Here is a 19,095-nt window from a genome sequence, read left to right on the forward strand (position 1 = left end):
GAGATTCCCTGCATGGTGAGCACCGCCCTGCTGACGGACCACTACGAGCTGACGATGCTGCAGGCAGCGCTGTCCGACGGGACCGGCGACCGCGACTGCACCTTCGAGGTCTTCGGGCGCCGACTGCCCGACGGGCGCCGCTACGGCGTCGTGGCCGGCACCGCCCGCGTGCTGGACGCGGTGCGCGACTTCACCTTCGACCCCGCGCTGCTCGCAGGGCTGCACGGGGTCCTGGACGAGCGCACGCTCGACTGGCTCGCCGGGTACCGCTTCTCCGGGTCGATCGAGGGCTACGCCGAGGGCGAGCTGTGGTTCCCCGGCTCCCCCCTGCTCACCGTCACCGGCACCTTCGCCGAAGCGGTGGTGCTCGAGACCGTCGTGCTCTCGATCCTCAACCACGACTGCGCCATCGCGGCCGCCGCGACCCGGATGGTGCAGGCCGCCGGGGACCGCCCGCTCATCGAGATGGGCTCGCGCCGCACGCACGAGCAGGCCGCCGTCGCCGCCTCCCGCGCGGCCTACCTCGCCGGGTTCACCACGACGTCGAACCTGCAGGCGGGCGCCACCTACGGCATCCCGACGTCGGGCACGTCGGCGCACGCCTTCACCCTGCTGCACGACACCGAGGCCGAGGCCTTCCGCGCCCAGGTCGACGCGCTCGGGGTCGGCACGACGCTGCTCGTCGACACCTACGACATCACCGCCGGCATCGCCACGGCCGTCGAGGTCGCCGGCCCGCAGCTCGGGGCCGTGCGCATCGACTCCGGCGACCTGGAGGTCCTCGCCGTCCAGGCCCGCGAGCAGCTGGACTCCCTCGGCGCCACCGGGACCCGCATCGTCGTCTCCGGCGACCTCGACGAGTACGCCCTCGCCGCGCTGCGCGCCGCCCCCGTCGACGGGTACGGCGTCGGCACCTCGCTCGTCACCGGGTCCGGGGCTCCGACGGCCGGGCTCGTCTACAAGCTCGTCGAGGTCGAGGGCCGGCCCGTGGCCAAGCGCTCGACGTCGAAGGTGACCCAGGGCGGCCGCAAGACCGCCGTCCGCCGGCACCGGCCCACGGGCACCGCCACCGACGAGGTCCTCGGCGTCGGCTTCACCCCGCCGCGCGAACCCAACGACCGGCCCCTGCAGGTGCCGCTCGTCGTCGACGGCGAGCGCGTCGAGGGGCTGCCGGACCTGCAGGCCTCCCGCGAGCACCTGCGCCGGGCGGTCGTGACCCTGCCCTGGGACGGTCTCGCGCTGTCCAAGGGCGACCCGGCCATCCCCACGACGGTGCTCACCTCGGAGCGGGAGGTGGCCCGGTGACCCGCGCCCTCGTCGTCGTCGACGTCCAGAACGACTTCTGCCCCGGCGGGGCGCTCGCAGTCGCCGGTGGGGACGAGGTGGCCCGGGCGGTCAGCCAGCTGCTGGCCCGCGACACCGGTGACGGCCGCGGCATCCACTACGACCACGTCGTGGCGACGCAGGACTTCCACATCGACCCCGGGGCGCACTTCTCCGAGACCCCGGACTTCGTCGACTCCTGGCCCCCGCACTGCCGCGCCGGGTCCACCGGGGCGCTGCTGCACGACGACCTCGACACCTCCCGCGTCGAGGCCGTGTTCCGCAAGGGGCAGTACGCAGCGGCGTACTCCGGCTTCGAGGGGGTCTGCACGACCGTCACGGCCGAGGGCGGGGAACTCGACACCGGCCTCGCGGACTGGTTGCGGGGCAACGGGGTCGACGAGGTCCACGTCGTCGGGCTGGCGACCGACCACTGCGTGCGCGCCACCGCGCTGGACGCCGCGCGCGCCGGGTTCCGGACGACGGTGCTGCTCGGGCTCACGGCGGGGATCTCGGCCACCACGGTGGACGCGGCCCTGGCCGCACTGCGCGAGCACGGGGTCACCCTCATCGGGGACCCCGTGCTGGAGAGCTGATCAGCGCTTGACGACGACCGTGCGGGCCAGCTTGTCGTGCAGGGCCTGCTTGCGCTGGTCCCAGCAGGGCCAGAGGAAGTCCAGCAGCAGGTACAGCGGGATGATCTGGCCGAGCATGTCGCAGCCGACCCAGCGCGAGACGCACTGCAACCAGCCCGGGTGACCGGGGCGGTTCCAGTCCCGCACGCGCAGGCGGAACAGCGCCTTGCCCGGGGTCGCGCCGTAGAACCGCAGGGTCAGCACCGTGTAGACCGCGCTGACCGCGAGGTAGACGAACGTGAACGTCCGCAGGGCGCCGCTCTGCGTCGCCACCCCGACCTGCTCGACGTACGCCTGGGTGTTGCCGGCCATGAGGGACTGCACCGCGGTGTCCATCAGGCCCGTCAACGTCTGCAGCGGCGCCCAGCCCGCGACCGTGGCGATGACCGAGACGAGGAGGTAGTCCACGATCCTGGCCAGCAGCCGGAACCCCAGCCCGCCCAGCGCCTGGCCGTCCGGTGTCGCGATGGCCTTGACCCCGGGCGCGGGGTACTGCGAGGGCGGGTACTCCGGGTAGCGCTGCTGCGGGCCGGTGTAGGGGTTCGTGGGCGCCTTGGTCAGCGACGGGGACTGCTGCCGCTGGGCGTGGACGTGGTCGGTCCACCGGGACCCGTCCCACCAGCGCAGGTCGGTGCTGCGCGGGTCGGACGGGTCGGGGTACCACCCGGGGGGCGTGCTCATGGGGAGGAAGCCTGCCAGGTGCTCAGGCCACGCCGAACTCGGCCGGGTCGATGCCCACGGCCTGGCAGATCTCGCGGACGGCCTTCTGCTCGGAGGGGTCGAAGTCGCCGTCGGCGCCGCCGATGACGACACCGACCTGGACGACGGCGCGGGCCTGGTCGGGCTTGCTGCGCAGCTTCCCGACCGCCTGCAGGGCCTCGATCTTGCCGAAGTCGTAGTCCGAGCTGAGCTTGCCGCACCACGTGTCGAACGACGTGCGCAGGTCACCGGCGTTGAAGACCGACAGGACGTCGTTGCTGCCGATGAAGGCGGCGGTCTTCTGCCGCTCCTCGGGCTCGATGCTGCCGTCGGCGGCGGCGATGAGCGCGCAGGTGGCCATGCTGGCCTCGGCGAAGTCCTTGCTCTTGAACTGCCCGACCTTGGTCTTGAGCTGGTCCCCCGCCAGGAGGCCCTTGCTCTTCAGGTTGTCCAGGAATCCCATGCCGGAGCAACGGGTGCCGGGCCGCTGAGGTTCCGTCAGCTGAAGCGGCGGACGATCTCGGAGTTGCGGTCGGTCAGCAGCTGCCGCAGGGTGCGCCGCACGAAGAGCCCGTCGGCGAGGGTGCCGAGGACCCCGGCGGGCGAGCGCCAGGACATCCGGTCGGTCATGATCGTCATGCCCGGCCCCTCGACCTCGAACGTGTGCTCGTGCCGGAAGTGCGCGAACGCCCCGGCCGCCATCTCGTCGACGAACCGGCGGGGCCGCTCGAGCTCGGTGATGTGGGAGGTGTGGGTCAGCGGGAACCCGAGGACCCGCAACCGCCACTGCACCGTCTCGCCCAGCGCGATCCGGCCGCTGGTCCGGCCCGCCCCCTCGACGGCGCGCACCTTGTAGCGGCGGCCGGCGACCCGTTCGACGTCGAGGTCGAGGGACATCTCGAAGACCTCGTCGAGGGGTGCGCGGACCATGGTCCGCTGGACGATCTCGGGCACCTCAGCAACCTAGACCATCGACAGCAGGTGGTCCCGGCGTCTGCGCAGGACGTCGACGGACGCCGACGCCGACGGCGGTCCGGGGACCGCGGAGCGCAGCTTGGAGTACACTGACGCGTGCGGCATGGCCCGGCCCGCGGCCACCCGGCCGACGAGACCGTGGATCTCCTTGCGCAGCAACGCCGCGGTGTGCCAGGCGGCGTCCTCCTGTTCGGGCTCGTCGGGACCGCCGTCCCCGCTCTCGTGGGGTTCCTCGACCGGCCGGGCCGTCCGCTTGCGGATCTCGGCGTCGCGCCGGGACAGCAGGGCGGCGGTCTGCTCGGGCGAGAGCAGCCCGGGCAGCCCGAGGTAGTCCTCCTCCTCGACGCTGACGGGCGGAAGGTCCCCTCCGGTGAGCGCCTTGCCGCCGTGCAGGACGTGGGCGAACTCGGCCTGCGCCTCGAGGGCCTCGTACTCCTGCTTCTCCCCCGGTTCGCGCTCGGGCGGCGGCAGCAGGTCCAACCCGCCCTCGTCGACCTCGTCGGAGGAGACCGACGCCGGCGGCGGGATGACGTGGTTGCGGTCGCTCTCCATCTCCGCGGCCAGGGCCAGCAGCGGGCGGACGGCCGGCAGGAAGACGGTCGCGGACTCCCCCGGCACGCGGGAGCGGACGACGCGACCGACGGCCTGGGCGAAGAACAGCGGGGTCCGGTAGGACGTCATCCACGCCAGGCAGGCCGCGCGCGGCACGTCGACGCCCTCGGAGATCATCCGGACGCAGACGACGAAGCGCTGGTCGGACTCGGCGAACTCGGAGATCTTCTGCGAGGCCTTGGGGTCGTCGGACAGGACGAGCACGGGCTTCTCGCCCGTGACGCGCTGGACGATCTTGGCGTAGGCGCGGGCGTCGTCCTGGTCCGAGGCCAGCACCAGCCCGGCCGCGTCGTGCATGCCGTGCTCGCGCAGGTGGTTCAGGCGCTCGTCCATGGCGGCGATGACGTGCGGGACCCAGTCGCCGCGCGGGTCCAACGCGGTCTTCCACGCGAGCGACTCCACCGACTTCGTCGTGGCGTCGGACAGGGAGGCGGCCACGACCTCGCCGGCGGAGTTCCGCCAGCGCGAGACCCCGGTGTACGCGGCGAACACGACGGGCCGCACGACGCCGTCGGCGAGGGCGTCCTTGTAGCCGTAGGTGAAGTCGGCCGCACTGCGCAGGCCCCCCTCGGACTCCGGGGAGTCGTCCTCGACGTAGGACACGAACGGGATGCGCTCGTCGACCTTGGTGCGGAACGGGGTCCCGGTGAGGGACAGCCGGCGACGCGCGTCGCCGAAGGCCTCGAAGACGGCGTCGCCCCACGACAGCCCGTCGCCGGCGTGGTGGATCTCGTCCATGACCACGAGCGAGCGCTTGGCGGTGGCCCGGGCCCGGTGCAGCATCGGGTGCCCGGCGACCTGGGCGTACGTCGTGACGTAGCCCTTCATGTCGGGCCGAACGGGCCCGACGGCGTTGGTCATCGTGGGGTCGAGCTCGATGCCCGCGCGGTGCGCGGCCTCGGCCCACTGGGTCCGCAGGTGGTCGGTCGGGGCCACGACGACGACGCGGTCCACGCGCCGGGTGTCGAGCAGCCGGCGGGCCAGGGCGAGGGCGAAGGTCGTCTTGCCCGCGCCCGGGGTCGCCGTGACGAGGTAGTCGGCCGGTTCCTCGCGCGCGGGGTCGAAGTAGCGCTCCAGCGCCGCGTTCTGCCACGCCCGCAGGGGGCGGGCGGCCGGGACGCCGGGGGCGTCGACGACGGGGCCGGGGACGGTGTCGGAGAGGGCGAGCTGGGGTTCGTGGTCCGTCGTGCTCACGTCAGGACTTGTCGTCCCCGCCCTTGCCGCCACCGGACAGGGACTCGTAGATCTCCTTGCAGGTGGGGCAGACGGGGAACCGCTTCGGGTCCCGGCCCGGCACCCACACCTTGCCGCACAAAGCGATCACGGGGTCGCCCGAGAGAGCGGACTCCATGATCTTCTCCTTCTTCACGTAGTGCGCGAAGCGTTCGTGGTCCCCCGGGGCCGCCTGCTCCTCGACCTGCTCCTCGCGGTCCAGCACCGCCGTGCGCGACGGAGCCGCGGGCGCCGTGGGCTGGGTCTGGAACGGGTCGTCGGTCGGCGAGCTCATGCCCGCAAGCGTACTTGTCCGCGGTGGGGGGCTCAGTTCATGGACACGTCGCGCGGGAAGCTCGCGACGAGGGCCAGGTCACCGCCCTGGCGGCGCAGCACGTCCCCCCACAGCGCCTCCGGAGCGTCGCTGAAGGCGTCGCGGGCCTCGGCCGGCAGCACGAACCAGGCGCCCTCGGCGATCTCGCCCTCGAGCTGGGCGGCGCTCCAGCCGGAGTAGCCGGCGAAGATCCGCAGCCCGGCCAGCTCGTCGACGATCGTCTCCGGCGGCGTGTCGAGGTCGACCAGCCCGACCGACCCCAGACCGACCGACCCGAAGACGCGCCGGACACCGGCCGGGTCGGGACGGTCGCCGGGGACCGCGACGAGGCCGAGGGCGGAGTCGAGGGCGACGGGTCCCCCCTGGAAGAGCTTGCCGGGTGCCGTGGCGAACGGCTGCCAGCCCGGCAGGACGGCGGCGACGTCGACGTCGAGGGGCCGGTTGACGACGACGCCGAGCGCTCCGTCGTCGTCGTGGTTGAGGACCAGGACCACCGAGCGGGAGAAGTTGGGGTCCGTCAGCGAGGGGGTCGCCAGCAGCAGGCGCCCCGTCAGCCTCGAGGTCTCGCTCACGCGCTCATCATGGCACCGCCGGACCCGACCCCTTGGCGTAGTGAGAATCGTTCTCTACAGTCTTGGGGGTGAACACCTGGCTGCTCGTCCCCGCCGAGGAGGTCGGGCTGCTCGCGCGGCTGCGGCCCGCCGTCCGCACGACCCCCGACGGGGTCCTCGTGGCCCTCGACGGCGCCCCACCCGTCGTGGGCGCCCAGCTCGGCCTGGGCCTGGAGGGGACCCTGCTCTGGTACGGCGGCGGTTTCACGGCCGCCGAGGTGCACCACCTCGTCGAGCACGTCCGGCTCGGCCGGCTGCACGAGCTGGGGACCGTGCTGGCCCACCGCCGGCTGCCGACCCTCAGGCGTCGCGGTGGCGGCGCTTCTCCTCGTACATGCGACGGTCGGCGCGCGCGAGGACCTCGGCCGGCGAGCTCGTGAGGTCGTCCTGGACGAGTCCCACGCTGCAGCGCACGGGGAGCTCGCGGTGGTCGGGCAGCTCGACGGGCACGTCGGCGACGGCCTCCCGCAGCCGCCGGCCGAGGGACTGCGGGTCGCCGTCGGTGTCCTCCACGAGGACGACGAACTCGTCCCCGCCGAAGCGCGCGACCGTGTCCCCGGCCCGCGAGGTCCGGGCCAGCCGTTCGGCGATGCGCACGAGGGCCTGGTCCCCGACGAGGTGACCGTGCTCGTCGTTGAGCTGCTTGAGGTCGTCGACGTCGCAGAACGCGATGACGGGCACGTCACCGCTGCGTCGGGCCCGCGACCGCGCCAGCTCCCAGCGGTCCTCGAACAGCTCACGGGTCGGCAGACCCGTCAGCCGGTCGTGGGTGGCCCGGTGGGCGAGGTCGCGCGTGCGCTCGACGTGCTGCGTCACGTCCCAGCACGACAGCGTCAGCGCCTCGTCGCTCGTCCCGGCGCTGCCCACGAGCACCTCGACCGTGACGTCCTGACCCGCAGCACCCCGCCACCGCCACTCGTGCGCGGTGCGGTCGTCCTGGACCCCCCGGTCCAGCGTCGCCACCACGTCCTCGAGGTCCTCGGGGTGCACCACCTCGGCCAGCGGCCGGTCGAGCAGGCCGTCGAAGAGGTCGGTGGCGGCGCGGTTCGCCCACGCCGTGCGCCACCCGGAGGGTCCGCGGTCGACGAGGACGGTCGCCAGCGGCGAGTCCTCCACGAGGCGCCGGTAGTCGGCGTCCTGCACTGCGCTCCCCCTCGCGTCCCCAGCCCGGTCGACCGGTGTCCTGTGAAGGTACGAGCCACGAGCACACCGGGCCTCCCCAGCGCCGGATCATCGCCGACACGGCGGACACGCTGCGACGCAGCGTGTCCGCCGGTGACTCACCGAGAGGCGCACGCGGTGACCAGCGGCCGGCTCGCGCGGGCGGCGAGCAGGACGAGGACCGCCCCGCCCACCGCGCACCCGACGAACCACAGGACCCCGACCGGCGCCGCGCGCAGGAGCCCCAGGACCGGGGACACGACGAGCAGCGACAGCGCGGCCGCCCCACCCATGGTGACGACGAGCGGGATCCACGTCTCCCGCGCCCGGGCGGCGTGCAGGACGTCGAGGTCGGTGCCCGCCAGGTGCAGCCCCCGGTAGCGGGCGCGGGAGTCCAGGACGCGCGAGGCCTGCGTGACGCCCGTCGAGACCGCGGCGAGCACGGCGGAGATGACGAGGGTGACCGCCGCCCCGGTGCCGATGTCCGCGCCGAGCCGGTCGGCTCCGTCCTGCCCGGACGTCAGCCCCGGGGCGACGCTGAGGCACCCGGCCACGAAGGTCACGAGCGAGACGCCCCCGACGCTGCGCCACACCGACTTCGGGTCCTCCCCCATGCGCCGGGCGGCCAGCAGGGTCTCGACGCTGCGGGCGCGGGCGGCCAGCACCCGCCCCAGCAGCGAGACGAAGAGCGGCCCGACGAGGTTGAAGACCGCGAAGGTGCCCGCGAGCAGCCCGACGAGGACGAGCACGCCCACGGCGGCGCCGAACCCGAAGAGCACGCTGCCGGCGTTGAACGCGGCGACGAAACCGCCACCGAGCAGCAGGACGGGCAGCACCCGGACCCAGCTCAACCCCTTCTGCGGCAACCGCTGCGCCACACCCAACGGGCTGATCGCGACCCGGCGCAGGCTGACCGCGCACGACAGCAGCGCCACCGCGAGGACGGCCCCGACCGTCGCGAGCACGGGCGCGACGCCCAGCCGCAGCTCGGCGATGTCGAAGCTGCGGCCCTGGAAGCGCAGCAGCGCCACGGCCGGCAGCGCGAGGAGGTCGAGCACGACGCCGGCGAGCGCCCCCGCGAGAGCCTGCGCCCCGGCGTCGAGGAGGGCGACGAGCGTCGTCTGCGCGCTCGTGGCCCCCGCCAGCCGCAGCTTCGCCAGCCGCTCGTCGCGGCGGGCGATCGTCAGCCGGGCCGCGGCGGCCCCGAGGGTCGCGGTCGGGACGACGAGGAGGGCCACCGCGACCCACGACAGGAACGGGTAGGTGGGGTCGGCGCCGGGCAGCTGGGCCCGCGCCTGGAAGGCCCGGACGCCACCGGCGACCGTGAGCACCGCCCACGTCGTGACGGCGAAAGCGGTCACGGCCAGGACCGTCGGCACCCGGGACTCCCGGTGGGTGTGCCGGGCCAGCGACCACCACAGCCGCACGGCGGTCACGGAGCCACCCCGGCTCCGGAGGGGGTGGGGGCCGAGAACTCCGACACGACGCGGCCGTCGCGCATGGCGAGCGTCCGGTCGCACCAGCGGGCGACGCCCGCGTCGTGCGTCACGACGACGAGGGCGGCGCCGTTCTCCCGGGCCACCGACGTGAGGAGGTCCAGGACCTCTCTCCCCGTCGCCTGGTCCAGCGCACCGGTCGGCTCGTCCGCGAAGACGACCTTGGGCCGACCCACGAGGGCCCGGGCGATGGCCACGCGCTGCGCCTGCCCGCCCGACAGCTCCCCCGGCCGGCGGCGTTCGGTCCCGGCGAGGCCGAGGCGGCGCAGCAGCCCCCCGGCGCGCTCGGTCGCGGCGGCGCGCGACTGCCCGGCCAGCAGGAGCGGCAGGGCGGCGTTCTCCTCCGCGGGGAGTTCGGACAGCAGCTGGCCGGACTGGAAGACGAAGCCGAAGTCGGTGCGCCGCAGTGTGGTCCGCTGGGCGTCGGAGAGGGCGAGCAGGTCGGTGCCCGCGAGGTCGACGGCGCCGGCGGTCGGGCGCAGGATGCCGGCGAGGACGTGCAGGAGGGTGGTCTTGCCCGACCCCGAGGGGCCCATGACGGCCACCGACTCCCCGGCGCGGACGGTGACGTCGACACCGTCGAGGGCGCGGGTGGGGCCGTAGGCCATGACGAGGCCGCGGGCGGTGAGGATGTCCATGGTTCGAGCCTGCCGCGGCGGCCCCGCGCACCGCGTCGGAGCGCGGGCGGAACCCGCCGGACGCACGTCCGCCCGGGGGCGTAGGCCCCCGGGCGGGTGGTGGTGGTGGAGATGGCGGGAATCGAACCCGCGTCCGTCAGCGTGGTACCAGGGCTTCTCCGGGTGCATCCTGTTCAGCGGTCTGCTCGGCCCCGATGCTCACACAGGCATGTCACCGCCGGGCCCAGCCGCGTTGATTGTCCCTCTCACGTACGCGACCTCCGTGAGAGGTGAGCCCCCTAGCTGATGCCAGGACCCGGGGCGGGAGCACACCCGGGCTGACAGAGTCGCACTCGCTCAGGCGGCGAGGGCGAACTCGGTGCGCTTGGAATCGGCACCTATTGGTTTGCATGGATCGTTGACGAGATGACCATGCATCCTCGACCCGCTTCCCCTGGCTCGACGACCAACGTCGAAACCTGTCATCCCCATGTTCAGTTGTAGCTCAAGCCTACCCTGCAACGGCGGGCCCGTCGCCCGCATTCCCCGTCGGCCCCTCACGAGGCCCGGTCACCAGGACCCGCCGCCCCCGCCGCCGGCCGCTCCCCCGGTGTACCCGCCGCCGTAGCTGCCGCCGGACGTGCTCGCCGTCGACGGCGGCGCGGCCGTCAGGGCGTCCGACGTGCTGGCGGAGAAGCCGCCCATCGACCCGGCGAAGAGCGCGACGTTGAAGGTCGAGCTGCTCGCGGCGCGTCCCTCGTACCAGGTCGGTGCGGGCACGGGGCTCGACAGCAGCCGGGCACCGTCGGCCCACTGCTGCGTGGCGCCCAGGGCCACGGCGTACGGCAGGAGCCGGGTCGAGCGCTCACCGGCGCCCCCGGCGAGGGCGCCGCGGAAGTCGTCGGCCCGGGAGCGGACGTCCAGGCCCGCGCGCGTGCGGGGTTCGGCCGTCGCCGTCGCCACACCCGCCAGGACGACCCCCACGACGACGACCGCGAGGCCGACGACGGCGTAGGTCGACCAGACGGCGAGCGCGACGGTCGCGAGCACCCCGGCGAGGACGACGAGGAGCGCGACCCCGAGCCGACGCAGCACCACCCGGGAGGGGCGGGCGGTGAAGAGCCCGCGAGCCACCGCGTCGTCCTCGAGGAACTCCTTGGTGAGCTGGGTGCCCGCGCGGGCGGTGGTGCGGACGGCGGACAGGGTCGTGCGGTCCGCACCCCCGTCGAAGAGCGTGGCGAGCAGTCGCTGCTCGGCCCGGGAGGCCTTGTCCGTCGTCGTCCGGCGCTCCAGCGCCCAGTCCTCGACCTCGCCGTCGTCCTCGCCCTGGGGGCCGGGCACCTCGGTGATCGTGAGGTGGCCGCGTTCGGCCAGGTGCAGCAGCGTCGCGACGACGTCCTCGTCCCGGGCGTGGCCGTGGACGACGGCGCCCACGACGCCGGGCGGCAGGCCGGTGACGTCGACGGAGGCCGGCCCCGTCGTGCGGTCGCGGCGGCGCCGCAGACCGAGAGCGGTGGCGAGCCCGGCGAGCAGGACCACACCGGCCCCACCCACCGAGGCCGGGGTGAGCGCGAAGGCCCGGGCCGGGCTGAAGGTGTCCACGAGCAGCGGTGGGGCCGGGGTCAGCGCGCCGGCGGGCAGGACCGCGGAGACGGTGACGCCCTCGCCGTCGGCGAGGTCGGTGGCGGAGTACGTCGCCCCCGCACCGTTCGCCTGCGCGGTGCACGGGGACGTGCTGCCCTCGGGGCCGTGCACGCACCGGACGTCGCCCACCTGCCCCGGGGCGTTCAGCGTCACGTCGGCCCGGTCGACGGGAACCGTCCAGCCCGTGCCGACGGCGTCCCACGCGATCTGCGTCGACCCGTCGGGCAACGCGTCCGCGACCGCCGGGACGGTGTAGGTGAGGACGTAGGTCTGCCGACCGGTGACGTCGTCGCGGTCGGGGTCGCCGACCTTGACGTCGAGCAGGTCGCCGTCGGTCTCGGTCTGCACCGCGCTCGCCGCGCCCGTCGGGCTGCTGACGCGGAGGTCGCGGACCGGGTAGCTGCGGTCGTGCGTCTGGTCGTACCGGGCCTGCACCGGGATGACCCGCTCGAGACCGTGGTGTCCGTCGGACCCGAAGTCGTAGGTGATCTCCTCGCGGACCGCGAGGGAGCCGTCCCGGCCCAGGGTGAGCTGGGTGCTCAGCCGGTCGACGCGCTCGCCGTCGTCCGCGGCGGCGGGCACGGCCATCGGCCCGGCCACGAGGACGGCCGCGCCGAGGACGCCGAGCAGGGCACTGCGCACGGTGTCGGACGGCCCGGTCTCAGCGGTGCTGCCGCTGGGACATCGCCCGTTCGGCCTCACGGCGGTCCTGCCGTTCGCGCAGGGTGTGCCGCTTGTCGTAGTTCTTCTTGCCTCGGGCCAGGCCGATCTCGACCTTCACGCGGCCGTCGACGAAGTAGAGGGCGAGCGGCACGATCGTCAGGCCGGACTCGCGCACCTTGCCGGCCCACCGGTCGATCTCGGCGCGGTGCAGCAGCAGCTTGCGCTTGCGCCGCGGCGTGTGGTTCGTCCAGGTGCCCTGCACGTACTCGGGGATGTGGACGCCCTCGAGCCACATCTCGCCGCGGTCGATGTGGGCGAACCCGTCGACGAGGGAGGCCCGGCCCATGCGCAGCGCCTTGACCTCGGTGCCCATGAGGCTGACGCCCGCCTCGTAGACGTCGTCGATGAAGTAGTCGTGGCGCGCCTTGCGGTTGCTGGCGATGACCTTGCGCCCGGTTTCGCGCGGCACGTCGTCCCTCCTGGACCCTGGGTGGCTGGTGAGCCCTCCAGTCTAGACCTTGAGCCAGCGGCGCAGGCTGAACAGGGAGGCGATGATCGCGAAGACCACGCCGACCCCGATGATGATCGGCCCGGTCTGGGTGATGACGTCGGACGTGTCGATGAGGCGCGTCGTGAAGCCCGGCCGGTTCTGCAGGCGCGCGACACCGAAGTTGACCATGCCCCAGAGCGCACCGGAGGCCAGCACGCCGCCGATGAGGCTGGCCACGACGCCCTCGAGCACGAAGGGCAGCTGGATGAGCGCCCGGGACGCCCCGACGAGCCGCATGATCGTCGTCTCCCGGCGGCGGCTGAAGGCCGTGAGCCGGATGGTCGTCGAGACCAGCATCATCGAGCACAGGAGCATGAGCGCGGCCAGGCCGAGCGCGATGTTCGTCGCGACGTCGAGCACCGTGAACAGCGGCTGCAGGATCGCGCGCTGGTCGGGCACGTCCTCCACGCCGGCGACGGTGGCGTAGTCGGCGCTGACCTCCTTGTACTGCTGGGGGTCGACGAGGCGCACGCGGAAGGACTCGGGCAGCTGGTCGGGCGTGAGGTTGTCCGTGACCGCCGGGACCGAGGTCTTCTTGAAGTTCTCCAGCGCCTGCTGCTGGGACTCGTAGTAGACGCGCTGGACCCGCGGGTCGGCCTGCAGCTGCTCGCGCAGGGTGTCGCGCTGGGCATCCGTGATCGTCCCGCCGGGGCAGCGCTGGACCGGGGAGCTGTCCCCGCAGAGGAAGACGGAGACCTGGACGCGGTCGTACCACTCGCCCTTGAGGATGCCGACCTGCTTCTGCACGAGCAGCCCGGTCCCGAAGAAGAACAGGGAGACCATCGTCACGAGGACGACGGCGACCGACATGGTGAAGTTGCGGCGCAGGCCCGTGGCCATCTCGCCGAGGACGAACCCCAGACGCATCAGCGGCCCGATCCGTAGACGCCGCGGTCCTCGTCGCGCACGACGCGGCCGTCGCGCAGCTCGACGACGCGCTTGCGCATCTGGTCGACGATGTCGTCGTCGTGCGTGGCCATGAGAATGGTCGTCCCCGTGCGGTTGATGCGGTCCAGCAGCTTCATGATCCCGACGCTCGTCTCGGGGTCGAGGTTCCCGGTGGGCTCGTCGGCCAGCAGGATCGCCGGCCGGTTGACGAACGCGCGCGCGATCGCCACGCGCTGCTGCTCACCCCCGGACAGCTCGTGCGGCCGGCGCTTCTCCTTGCCGGACAGGCCGACCAGCCCCAGCGTCTCCGGGACGGTCTGGGCGATGACGTGCCGCGGCTTGCCGAGCACCTGCAGGGCGAACGCGACGTTCTCGTAGACCGACTTGTCCGCCAGCAGCCGGAAGTCCTGGAAGACGACGCCGATGGAGCGGCGCAGCTGCGGGACCTTCCAGGAGCGGAGCCGGCCGACGTCGCGACCGTTCACCTGGACCGAGCCCGTGCTCGCCTTCTCCTCCTTCAGCACCAGCCGCAGGAACGTGGACTTGCCCGATCCCGACGGTCCGACGAGGAAGACGAAGTCGCCCTTGTCGATCTGGAGGGTCACCTCGGCGAGCGCGGGGCGGTGCCCCTCGCCGTAGGACTTGCTGACGTGCTCGAAGGTGATCATCACTCCCACCCTATGGTCTGTGGCTCAGCGTGAGCGCCGGGCTCAGGCCTCGCGCTGCCGACGCCAGCGGATGCCCGCGTCGAGGAAGCTGTCGATCTCCCCGTCGAAGACGCCGTCGGTGTTGCCGACCTCGAAGTTGGTGCGCAGGTCCTTGACCATCTTGTAGGGCTGCAGGACGTAGGAGCGCATCTGGTTGCCCCACGAGCCGGAGTCCTCGCCCTTGAGGGCGTCGAGTTCGGCCTGGCGGTCCTTGCGCGCCTTCTCCAGCAGCTTGGCCTGCAGGACGCGCATGGCCGCGGCCTTGTTCTGCAGCTGCGACTTCTCGTTCTGGCAGGTGACGACGATGCCCGTCGGCAGGTGCGTGAGGCGGACCGCGGAGTCGGTGGTGTTGACCGACTGCCCACCCGGGCCCGAGGAGCGGTAGACGTCGACGCGGACGTCGTTCTCGGGCACCTCGATGTGGTCGGTCTCGGCCACGACGGGCAGGACCTCGACGCCGGCGAACGACGTCTGCCGCCGGCCCTGGTTGTCGAAGGGCGAGATGCGCACGAGGCGGTGGGTGCCCTGCTCGACGCTGAGGGTGCCGTAGGCGTAGGGCGCGGCGACCTTGAACGTCGCCGACTTGATGCCCGCCTCCTCGGCGTAGGAGGTGTCGTACACCTCGCTCTTGTAGCCGTGGCGCTCGGCCCAGCGCAGGTACATGCGCATGAGCATCTGCGCGAAGTCGGCGGCGTCGACGCCCCCGGCCTCGGCGCGGATCGTCACGAGCGCCTCGCGCGGGTCGTACTCCCCGGACAGCAGCGTGCGGACCTCGAGCTCCTCGAGGGACTTGCGGATGCCCGCGAGCTCCTCCTCTGCCTCGGCCAGGGTGTCCGCGTCGTGCTCGGACTCGGCCAGCTCGACGAGCACCTCGAGGTCGTCGATGCGCCCGCCCATCTTCTCGATGCGCTCCAGCTCGGCCTGGATCGAGGACAACCGGCTCGTCACGCCCTGAGCCGTGTCGGGGTCGTCCCACAGGTCCGGCGCCGCAGCCTGGTCGTTGAGGTCGGCCAGTTCCTTGCGCAGGCCTTCGAGGTCCGACACCTCCCGGATGGACGCGTACGTCATGCGGAGGGCAGAGATCTCGGCGGTGAAGTCGATGGCCACGACGGACGAGTCTACGTCTGCGAGAAGGCCCCGGACGGCAGCTCCCGCTCACCCTCGGTGATCGCTCGGAGGATCCGGTCGGCCACGACCTGCGGGTCCAGGCCCTTCGGCAGCTTCGGAGCCGAGCCCGCGACGGGTCGCGTGGCCAGGCCGGTCTCGGTGTGCGGGGGGCGGACGTCCAGGACGCGGACCCTCGAGCGCTCCTCGCGCGCCAGGGCCGTGACGAAGGACGACAGCGCCGCCTTGGCCGCCGAGTAGGGCGCCATGCCGGCCTGCGGCTTCTCCGCCACGACGGCCGTGACGACGGCCGCGAACGCGTCCTTCCCCTCCCGCAGGTGCGGGACGGCAGCCCGCAGCAGGCGCACGGGGCCGATCGCGTCGGCGAGGAAGAGCTCGTCGAGCAGGTCGTCGTCGGCCTCGACGGCCGGGCCGAAGGCGACGACCCCGGCGGCGTGCACGAGACCGTCCAGCCGACCGAGGTGGGCGACGGCCTCCTCGACGAGCCGTTCGGGCTCGCCCGGCAGCCGCAGGTCGGCGGCGACGGCGTGCGTGCCCTCGACCACCGGGGCCGTCCGCCCGCTCACGACCACCCGGGCGCCGGCGGCCAGCAACCCCTGCACCAGGGGCCGGCCCAGTCCGCCGCCTGCACCCGTGACCAGGACTCCTGCGTCTCGAAGCTCCACGCGGCACACGCTGACACGCTCACCGCAGGTCGGCCACCGCGGTGGACCGGGCGACGAGGCGGACGGTCGCGAAGCGCGCCGGGAGGAACGCCGCGAACGGGGGCGTGCTCACCCGGACGAGTTCGACGCGGGCCGCGCGGCCGTCCGTCGTGCCGGTGCCCGCGCCGACCTCGACCCCGGGGGCGTGGGCGGCGACGTAGGCCTGCACGCTGTCCCGCACCGAGGCGCGGGTCAGCGGCACTCCCTCCCCGGCGTCGCGCCTCCCCGCGTAGTAGCGGTCTTCGTCGAGGGCGTCGGCGGCGTCCCGGGCGGCCGCGTCCGACAGCGCGTAGAGCTCGGTGCGCTGCAGGTGCACCGCCGAGGCCGATGTCACGACGAGGACCAGGACCGTCGCGAGGAGCCCGAAGGCGAGCGCCAGCAGGGTGATCCGGCCCTCGTCGCGGGGAGTGCTCACGGCGCGAACCGGTCGACGACGGCCCCCCGCCGGACGCTGACGGGGACCTGCAGCGGGACGACGTCGCGGGCGACGGACGGCACGAGCGGCAGCGGGACGTCGACGCGGACCGTCGCGGCCACGGTCGCCTCGCGGGTGTGGCAGGGGTCGGCGCTGCAGGTGACCGTGAGCCGGGCCGTCCGCGGCGCCACCCCCTGGTCGGTGACCGCCAGCGCCACGGCCGCCTCGGCGTCCGCGGGCGCCGCCCCCGTGGCCAGGAGACGCGAGGCCTCGGCCGCACCCGACCCGGCCGCGAACGTCGCGGCCTGCACGCGCCCGAGGACGAGCACGAGGTAGACGAGCGGGACGAGCAGGAGCAGGCCGACGGCCAGGAACTCCACCGCGGCGCTGCCCTCGTCCCTCACGGGGCCGTCCCCTCGACCAGGGCGTGGCCGCGGACCGCGAGACCGCGCCCCGGTCCGAGCAGCCCGAGGACCGGCAACGGGGCGGCGACGTCGACCTCGACCACCGGGACGGCACCGACCCGCACGACGCGGGCCGTGACGGCCTGGGCGAAACGGGGCGAGAGCGAGGCGGACAGCAGGTCCCGCGTGCGCTGCGCACCGTCGGCGGGTGAGTTGCCCCGCAGCGCGCCGAAGCGCGCCCCCTCCCCCGCGCAGTCGGCGGCCGTGGCACGGACGTGCTGGACGACGGCGAGCTGCACGACGGCGGCGAACAGCAGCGAGAGGAGCCCGGCGACGGCGGCGAACTCCGCCACCGCCGAGCCCTCGTCGCGGCCACCGGTGGGCGGCCGGTTCACAACTGGGTCACGACCGCGTCCATCGCGGTGGTGAACAGGGCGGCGAGCCGGGGGCCCGCGACGGCCCACAGCCCGACGACGAGACCGGCGGTCATGATCGTCACGAGCACCCAGCCGGGCACGTCGCCTCGGTCGTCGGTGGTCAGGTCCTTCAGCACGGGGCCTCTTCCTCTTCTTCTCGGGGTTTCGTGTTTCTCGGGGTTCCGGTGGTCGGGTCTCAGTGGTCGAGCTGGAGCTGGGCCAGCCCGGGGTAGACGGCGAAGACGACGACGGTCGGGAGGATCCCGAAGACGACGGGCACGAGCATGCGGACCTCGGCCCGGCCACCCGCCTCCGTCAGCCGGCGGTGCTCGGCGTCCCGGGCGTCGGCGGCCTGCGCGCGCAGGACCTCCGCGAGCGGGCTGCCGGACTCCACCGCGACGCAGACGGCGTCGACGCAGCGGGTGAAGGGCGGCACCTGCCACCGGCCGGCCAGCGTCGTGAGGGCGTCGAGCAGCGGGGTGCCCGTGCGGACGCGCCCCAGGGCGCCGCGCAGCCCCTCGCAGAGCGGCCCGCGTCCGGCGGCGACCCGTTCGAGGGCGGCGGCGACGTTCTCCCCCGCCGCCACCGACAGGGCCAGCAGTTCCGCGACCGCGGGCAGCTCCGCCACGAGTTCGGCCCGACGGCGGCGGACGGCCGCGTCGAGCACGGCGTCCCGGCCGAGGACCCCGCCGCTGGCCCCGACGAGCATCGCGGCCAGGACGGCCAACGGGTTCGCCCCCGCGGCGAGGACGGCGAGCAGGAGACCGACCGCGGTGGCGGCGCAGGCCCACAGCACCTGCTCGGCACGGTGACCGGGCACCCGGTCGGTGCCGTCGGTCACGGGGTCTAGCACGGCCAGCCGTTCGGCGACCGTGCGACCCGCACCGAGCCGTCGCCCCAGCAGCGTCGCCGTGCGCCGCAGCAGGTCCCGGCGGTCGGCCCGTCCGGGTTCGAGGTACGGCAGGACGCGGGCGTGCAGCGGGACGGACCGGCCCACGGGGACCCCGGCCAGCACGAGGAGCAGACCGCACCCGGCGAGCAACCCGAGGACCGCCCCGGTCACGCGAGCACCCGCCGGGGTGCGGGCAACCGGCCGAGCCGGAGCATGAGCCGGTAGGAGCCGAGGGTCAGGGCGGCACCGCCGCCCAGGACGAACGCCCCCGTGCCGTCGGCGAAGGCGACCAGGGTCCCCGGCCGGGTCGCGAGGAGCGCGAGCACGATCCAGGGGGCCGCGACGGCCAGCCGGGCGGCCGAGACCGTCCAGCTCTGCCGGGCCTGCAGTTCCCCGCGGGTGCGGGCGTCCTCGCGCAGGTACCCCGAGAACGTCCGCAGCGTCGAGCCGAGGTCGCTGCCCCCGACCTGGCGCGTCATCCGCAGGGTGGCGGCCAGGCGGTCGAAGGCGGGGTCGGCGATCTCCTGGCGCAACCGGTCGAGCCCGGCCTCGAAGGACCCGCTGGCGCGGTGCGCCGCGGCGAAGCGGGCGAACGCCGGACGGTGCCGGACGGGCCCGCGCACGGCGAGCAGCGCCACGGCCTCGGGCAGGGTGGCGCCCGCCCGCACCGAGGCCGTCATCGCGTCGACGGCGTCGGGCCACTGGGCCGACGCCTCCTGCGCGAACCGCCCGGCGCGGTGGCGCAGGACCGCGGGTGGCGCCCACGCGGCGGCGACGCAGGCCCCGACCCCGAGGGCCGGAACCCCCGTGAGCGCGAGCGCGGTGGACCCGGCGACGACCGCGGCGAGGAGGCACCCGAGCGGCACGGCGGCGGCCGGGACGTCCGGCCAGCCCGCCGCATCGAGGAGCGCGCGCACCCGGTGACGGGGCCGGCGCACCCGCGGCGGGCGGACCCAGCAGGACCACCACACGCAGAACACCCCGATCCCGAGGAGGGCGCCCACCCGGACCC

General features: G+C 74.1%; 24 protein-coding genes and 1 other RNA gene. 3 read left to right on the forward strand and 22 right to left on the reverse strand.

The annotated features are described in order from the left end of the window. Positions 1-12: 12 nt before the first annotated feature. The gene (locus AB0637_RS12700; protein ID WP_366172636.1) at positions 13-1,305 is read left to right on the forward strand and encodes a nicotinate phosphoribosyltransferase; all 1,293 of its coding nucleotides are present in this window, start codon (positions 13-15) and stop codon (positions 1,303-1,305) included. Beyond that, positions 1,302-1,919: a nicotinamidase gene (locus AB0637_RS12705; protein WP_366172638.1), complete on the forward strand. Its 618-nt coding sequence runs from the start codon at positions 1,302-1,304 to the stop codon at positions 1,917-1,919. The genes AB0637_RS12700 and AB0637_RS12705 overlap by 4 nt, the downstream gene beginning before the upstream one ends. Here AB0637_RS12705 and AB0637_RS12710 read toward each other — a convergent pair whose 3' ends face one another. From AB0637_RS12710 to AB0637_RS12735, 6 genes are all read right to left on the reverse strand, one after another. Continuing rightward, entirely contained in the window at positions 1,920-2,639 is a 720-nt protein-coding gene (locus tag AB0637_RS12710; RefSeq protein WP_366172640.1) for an RDD family protein, read from the reverse strand. Between the two features lie 22 nt (positions 2,640-2,661). Then, positions 2,662-3,120 (reverse strand): tellurite resistance TerB family protein, encoded by a 459-nt coding sequence (locus AB0637_RS12715; RefSeq protein ID WP_366172642.1) that lies wholly within the window; start codon positions 3,118-3,120, stop codon positions 2,662-2,664. A 35-nt stretch (positions 3,121-3,155) separates the two neighbouring features. Next, entirely contained in the window at positions 3,156-3,611 is a 456-nt protein-coding gene (locus AB0637_RS12720; RefSeq protein WP_366172644.1) for an SRPBCC family protein, read from the reverse strand. 9 nt (positions 3,612-3,620) lie between these two features. Next, positions 3,621-5,345 (reverse strand): DEAD/DEAH box helicase family protein, encoded by a 1,725-nt coding sequence (locus AB0637_RS12725; RefSeq protein WP_366172707.1) that lies wholly within the window; start codon positions 5,343-5,345, stop codon positions 3,621-3,623. A 94-nt stretch (positions 5,346-5,439) separates the two neighbouring features. Then, positions 5,440-5,751, reverse strand: a complete 312-nt coding sequence (locus tag AB0637_RS12730; RefSeq protein WP_366172646.1) for a DUF3039 domain-containing protein — start codon at positions 5,749-5,751, stop codon at positions 5,440-5,442. Positions 5,752-5,783: 32 nt separating this feature from the next. After that, positions 5,784-6,362 (reverse strand): YqgE/AlgH family protein, encoded by a 579-nt coding sequence (locus AB0637_RS12735; RefSeq protein WP_366172648.1) that lies wholly within the window; start codon positions 6,360-6,362, stop codon positions 5,784-5,786. 68 nt (positions 6,363-6,430) lie between these two features. On the opposite strand from AB0637_RS12735, the gene AB0637_RS12740 reads away from it, so the two are divergent. Beyond that, complete coding sequence (locus AB0637_RS12740) at positions 6,431-6,781, forward strand: hypothetical protein (protein ID WP_366172650.1); 351 nt, start codon at positions 6,431-6,433, stop codon at positions 6,779-6,781. Here AB0637_RS12740 and AB0637_RS12745 read toward each other — a convergent pair. The 16 genes from AB0637_RS12745 to AB0637_RS12820 all read right to left on the reverse strand — a co-directional run bounded on the left by AB0637_RS12745 (position 6,702) and on the right by AB0637_RS12820 (position 19,087). After that, positions 6,702-7,544, reverse strand: coding sequence for a sensor domain-containing diguanylate cyclase (locus tag AB0637_RS12745; protein ID WP_366172652.1), 843 nt, complete (start codon positions 7,542-7,544; stop codon positions 6,702-6,704). The two genes, AB0637_RS12740 and AB0637_RS12745, sit on opposite strands and share 80 nt — an antisense overlap. Positions 7,545-7,681: 137 nt before the next feature. Next, entirely contained in the window at positions 7,682-8,998 is a 1,317-nt protein-coding gene (locus AB0637_RS12750) for a hypothetical protein (RefSeq protein WP_366172654.1), read from the reverse strand. After that, the gene (locus AB0637_RS12755) at positions 8,995-9,696 is read right to left on the reverse strand and encodes an ABC transporter ATP-binding protein (RefSeq protein ID WP_366172656.1); all 702 of its coding nucleotides are present in this window, start codon (positions 9,694-9,696) and stop codon (positions 8,995-8,997) included. Before AB0637_RS12755 ends, AB0637_RS12750 begins: the two co-directional genes overlap by 4 nt. Before the next feature lie 103 nt (positions 9,697-9,799). Continuing rightward, positions 9,800-10,165, reverse strand: a transfer-messenger RNA (tmRNA) gene (gene ssrA, locus AB0637_RS12760). Positions 10,166-10,245: 80 nt separating this feature from the next. Then, positions 10,246-11,961 (reverse strand): DUF2207 domain-containing protein, encoded by a 1,716-nt coding sequence (locus AB0637_RS12765; protein WP_366172658.1) that lies wholly within the window; start codon positions 11,959-11,961, stop codon positions 10,246-10,248. A gap of 19 nt (positions 11,962-11,980) precedes the next feature. After that, positions 11,981-12,451, reverse strand: coding sequence for an SsrA-binding protein SmpB (gene smpB / locus AB0637_RS12770; RefSeq protein WP_366172660.1), 471 nt, complete (start codon positions 12,449-12,451; stop codon positions 11,981-11,983). 42 nt (positions 12,452-12,493) lie between these two features. Beyond that, a complete protein-coding gene (gene ftsX / locus AB0637_RS12775; protein ID WP_366172662.1) occupies positions 12,494-13,399 on the reverse strand; it encodes a permease-like cell division protein FtsX in 906 nt (301 codons plus the stop codon). Continuing rightward, a complete protein-coding gene (gene ftsE / locus AB0637_RS12780) occupies positions 13,399-14,088 on the reverse strand; it encodes a cell division ATP-binding protein FtsE (protein WP_366172664.1) in 690 nt (229 codons plus the stop codon). The genes ftsX and ftsE overlap by 1 nt, the downstream gene beginning before the upstream one ends. Before the next feature lie 42 nt (positions 14,089-14,130). Then, positions 14,131-15,195: a peptide chain release factor 2 gene (gene prfB, locus AB0637_RS12785; RefSeq protein WP_366172709.1), complete on the reverse strand. Its 1,065-nt coding sequence runs from the start codon at positions 15,193-15,195 to the stop codon at positions 14,131-14,133. A 50-nt stretch (positions 15,196-15,245) separates the two neighbouring features. Next, positions 15,246-15,917 carry an SDR family oxidoreductase gene (locus AB0637_RS12790; RefSeq protein WP_366172666.1) on the reverse strand — a complete coding sequence of 224 codons (672 nt, stop codon included), beginning with the start codon at positions 15,915-15,917 and terminating at the stop codon, positions 15,246-15,248. 19 nt (positions 15,918-15,936) lie between these two features. Continuing rightward, complete coding sequence (locus AB0637_RS12795; RefSeq protein WP_366172668.1) at positions 15,937-16,371, reverse strand: pilus assembly protein TadG-related protein; 435 nt, start codon at positions 16,369-16,371, stop codon at positions 15,937-15,939. Then, on the reverse strand, positions 16,368-16,775 hold the full coding sequence (locus AB0637_RS12800; protein WP_366172670.1) for a pilus assembly protein: 408 nt from the start codon (positions 16,773-16,775) through the stop codon (positions 16,368-16,370). Before AB0637_RS12800 ends, AB0637_RS12795 begins: the two co-directional genes overlap by 4 nt. After that, positions 16,772-17,170, reverse strand: a complete 399-nt coding sequence (locus AB0637_RS12805; protein ID WP_366172672.1) for a TadE family protein — start codon at positions 17,168-17,170, stop codon at positions 16,772-16,774. Before AB0637_RS12805 ends, AB0637_RS12800 begins: the two co-directional genes overlap by 4 nt. Then, on the reverse strand, positions 17,167-17,328 hold the full coding sequence (locus AB0637_RS12810; RefSeq protein WP_366172674.1) for a hypothetical protein: 162 nt from the start codon (positions 17,326-17,328) through the stop codon (positions 17,167-17,169). Before AB0637_RS12810 ends, AB0637_RS12805 begins: the two co-directional genes overlap by 4 nt. Before the next feature lie 59 nt (positions 17,329-17,387). Further along, positions 17,388-18,254 (reverse strand): type II secretion system F family protein, encoded by an 867-nt coding sequence (locus AB0637_RS12815; protein ID WP_366172676.1) that lies wholly within the window; start codon positions 18,252-18,254, stop codon positions 17,388-17,390. Next, a complete protein-coding gene (locus AB0637_RS12820; protein WP_366172678.1) occupies positions 18,251-19,087 on the reverse strand; it encodes a type II secretion system F family protein in 837 nt (278 codons plus the stop codon). Before AB0637_RS12820 ends, AB0637_RS12815 begins: the two co-directional genes overlap by 4 nt. Positions 19,088-19,095: the final 8 nt, after the last annotated feature.

The organism is Kineococcus sp. NPDC059986, from assembly GCF_040702905.1.
Taxonomy (GTDB): domain Bacteria; phylum Actinomycetota; class Actinomycetes; order Actinomycetales; family Kineococcaceae; genus Kineococcus.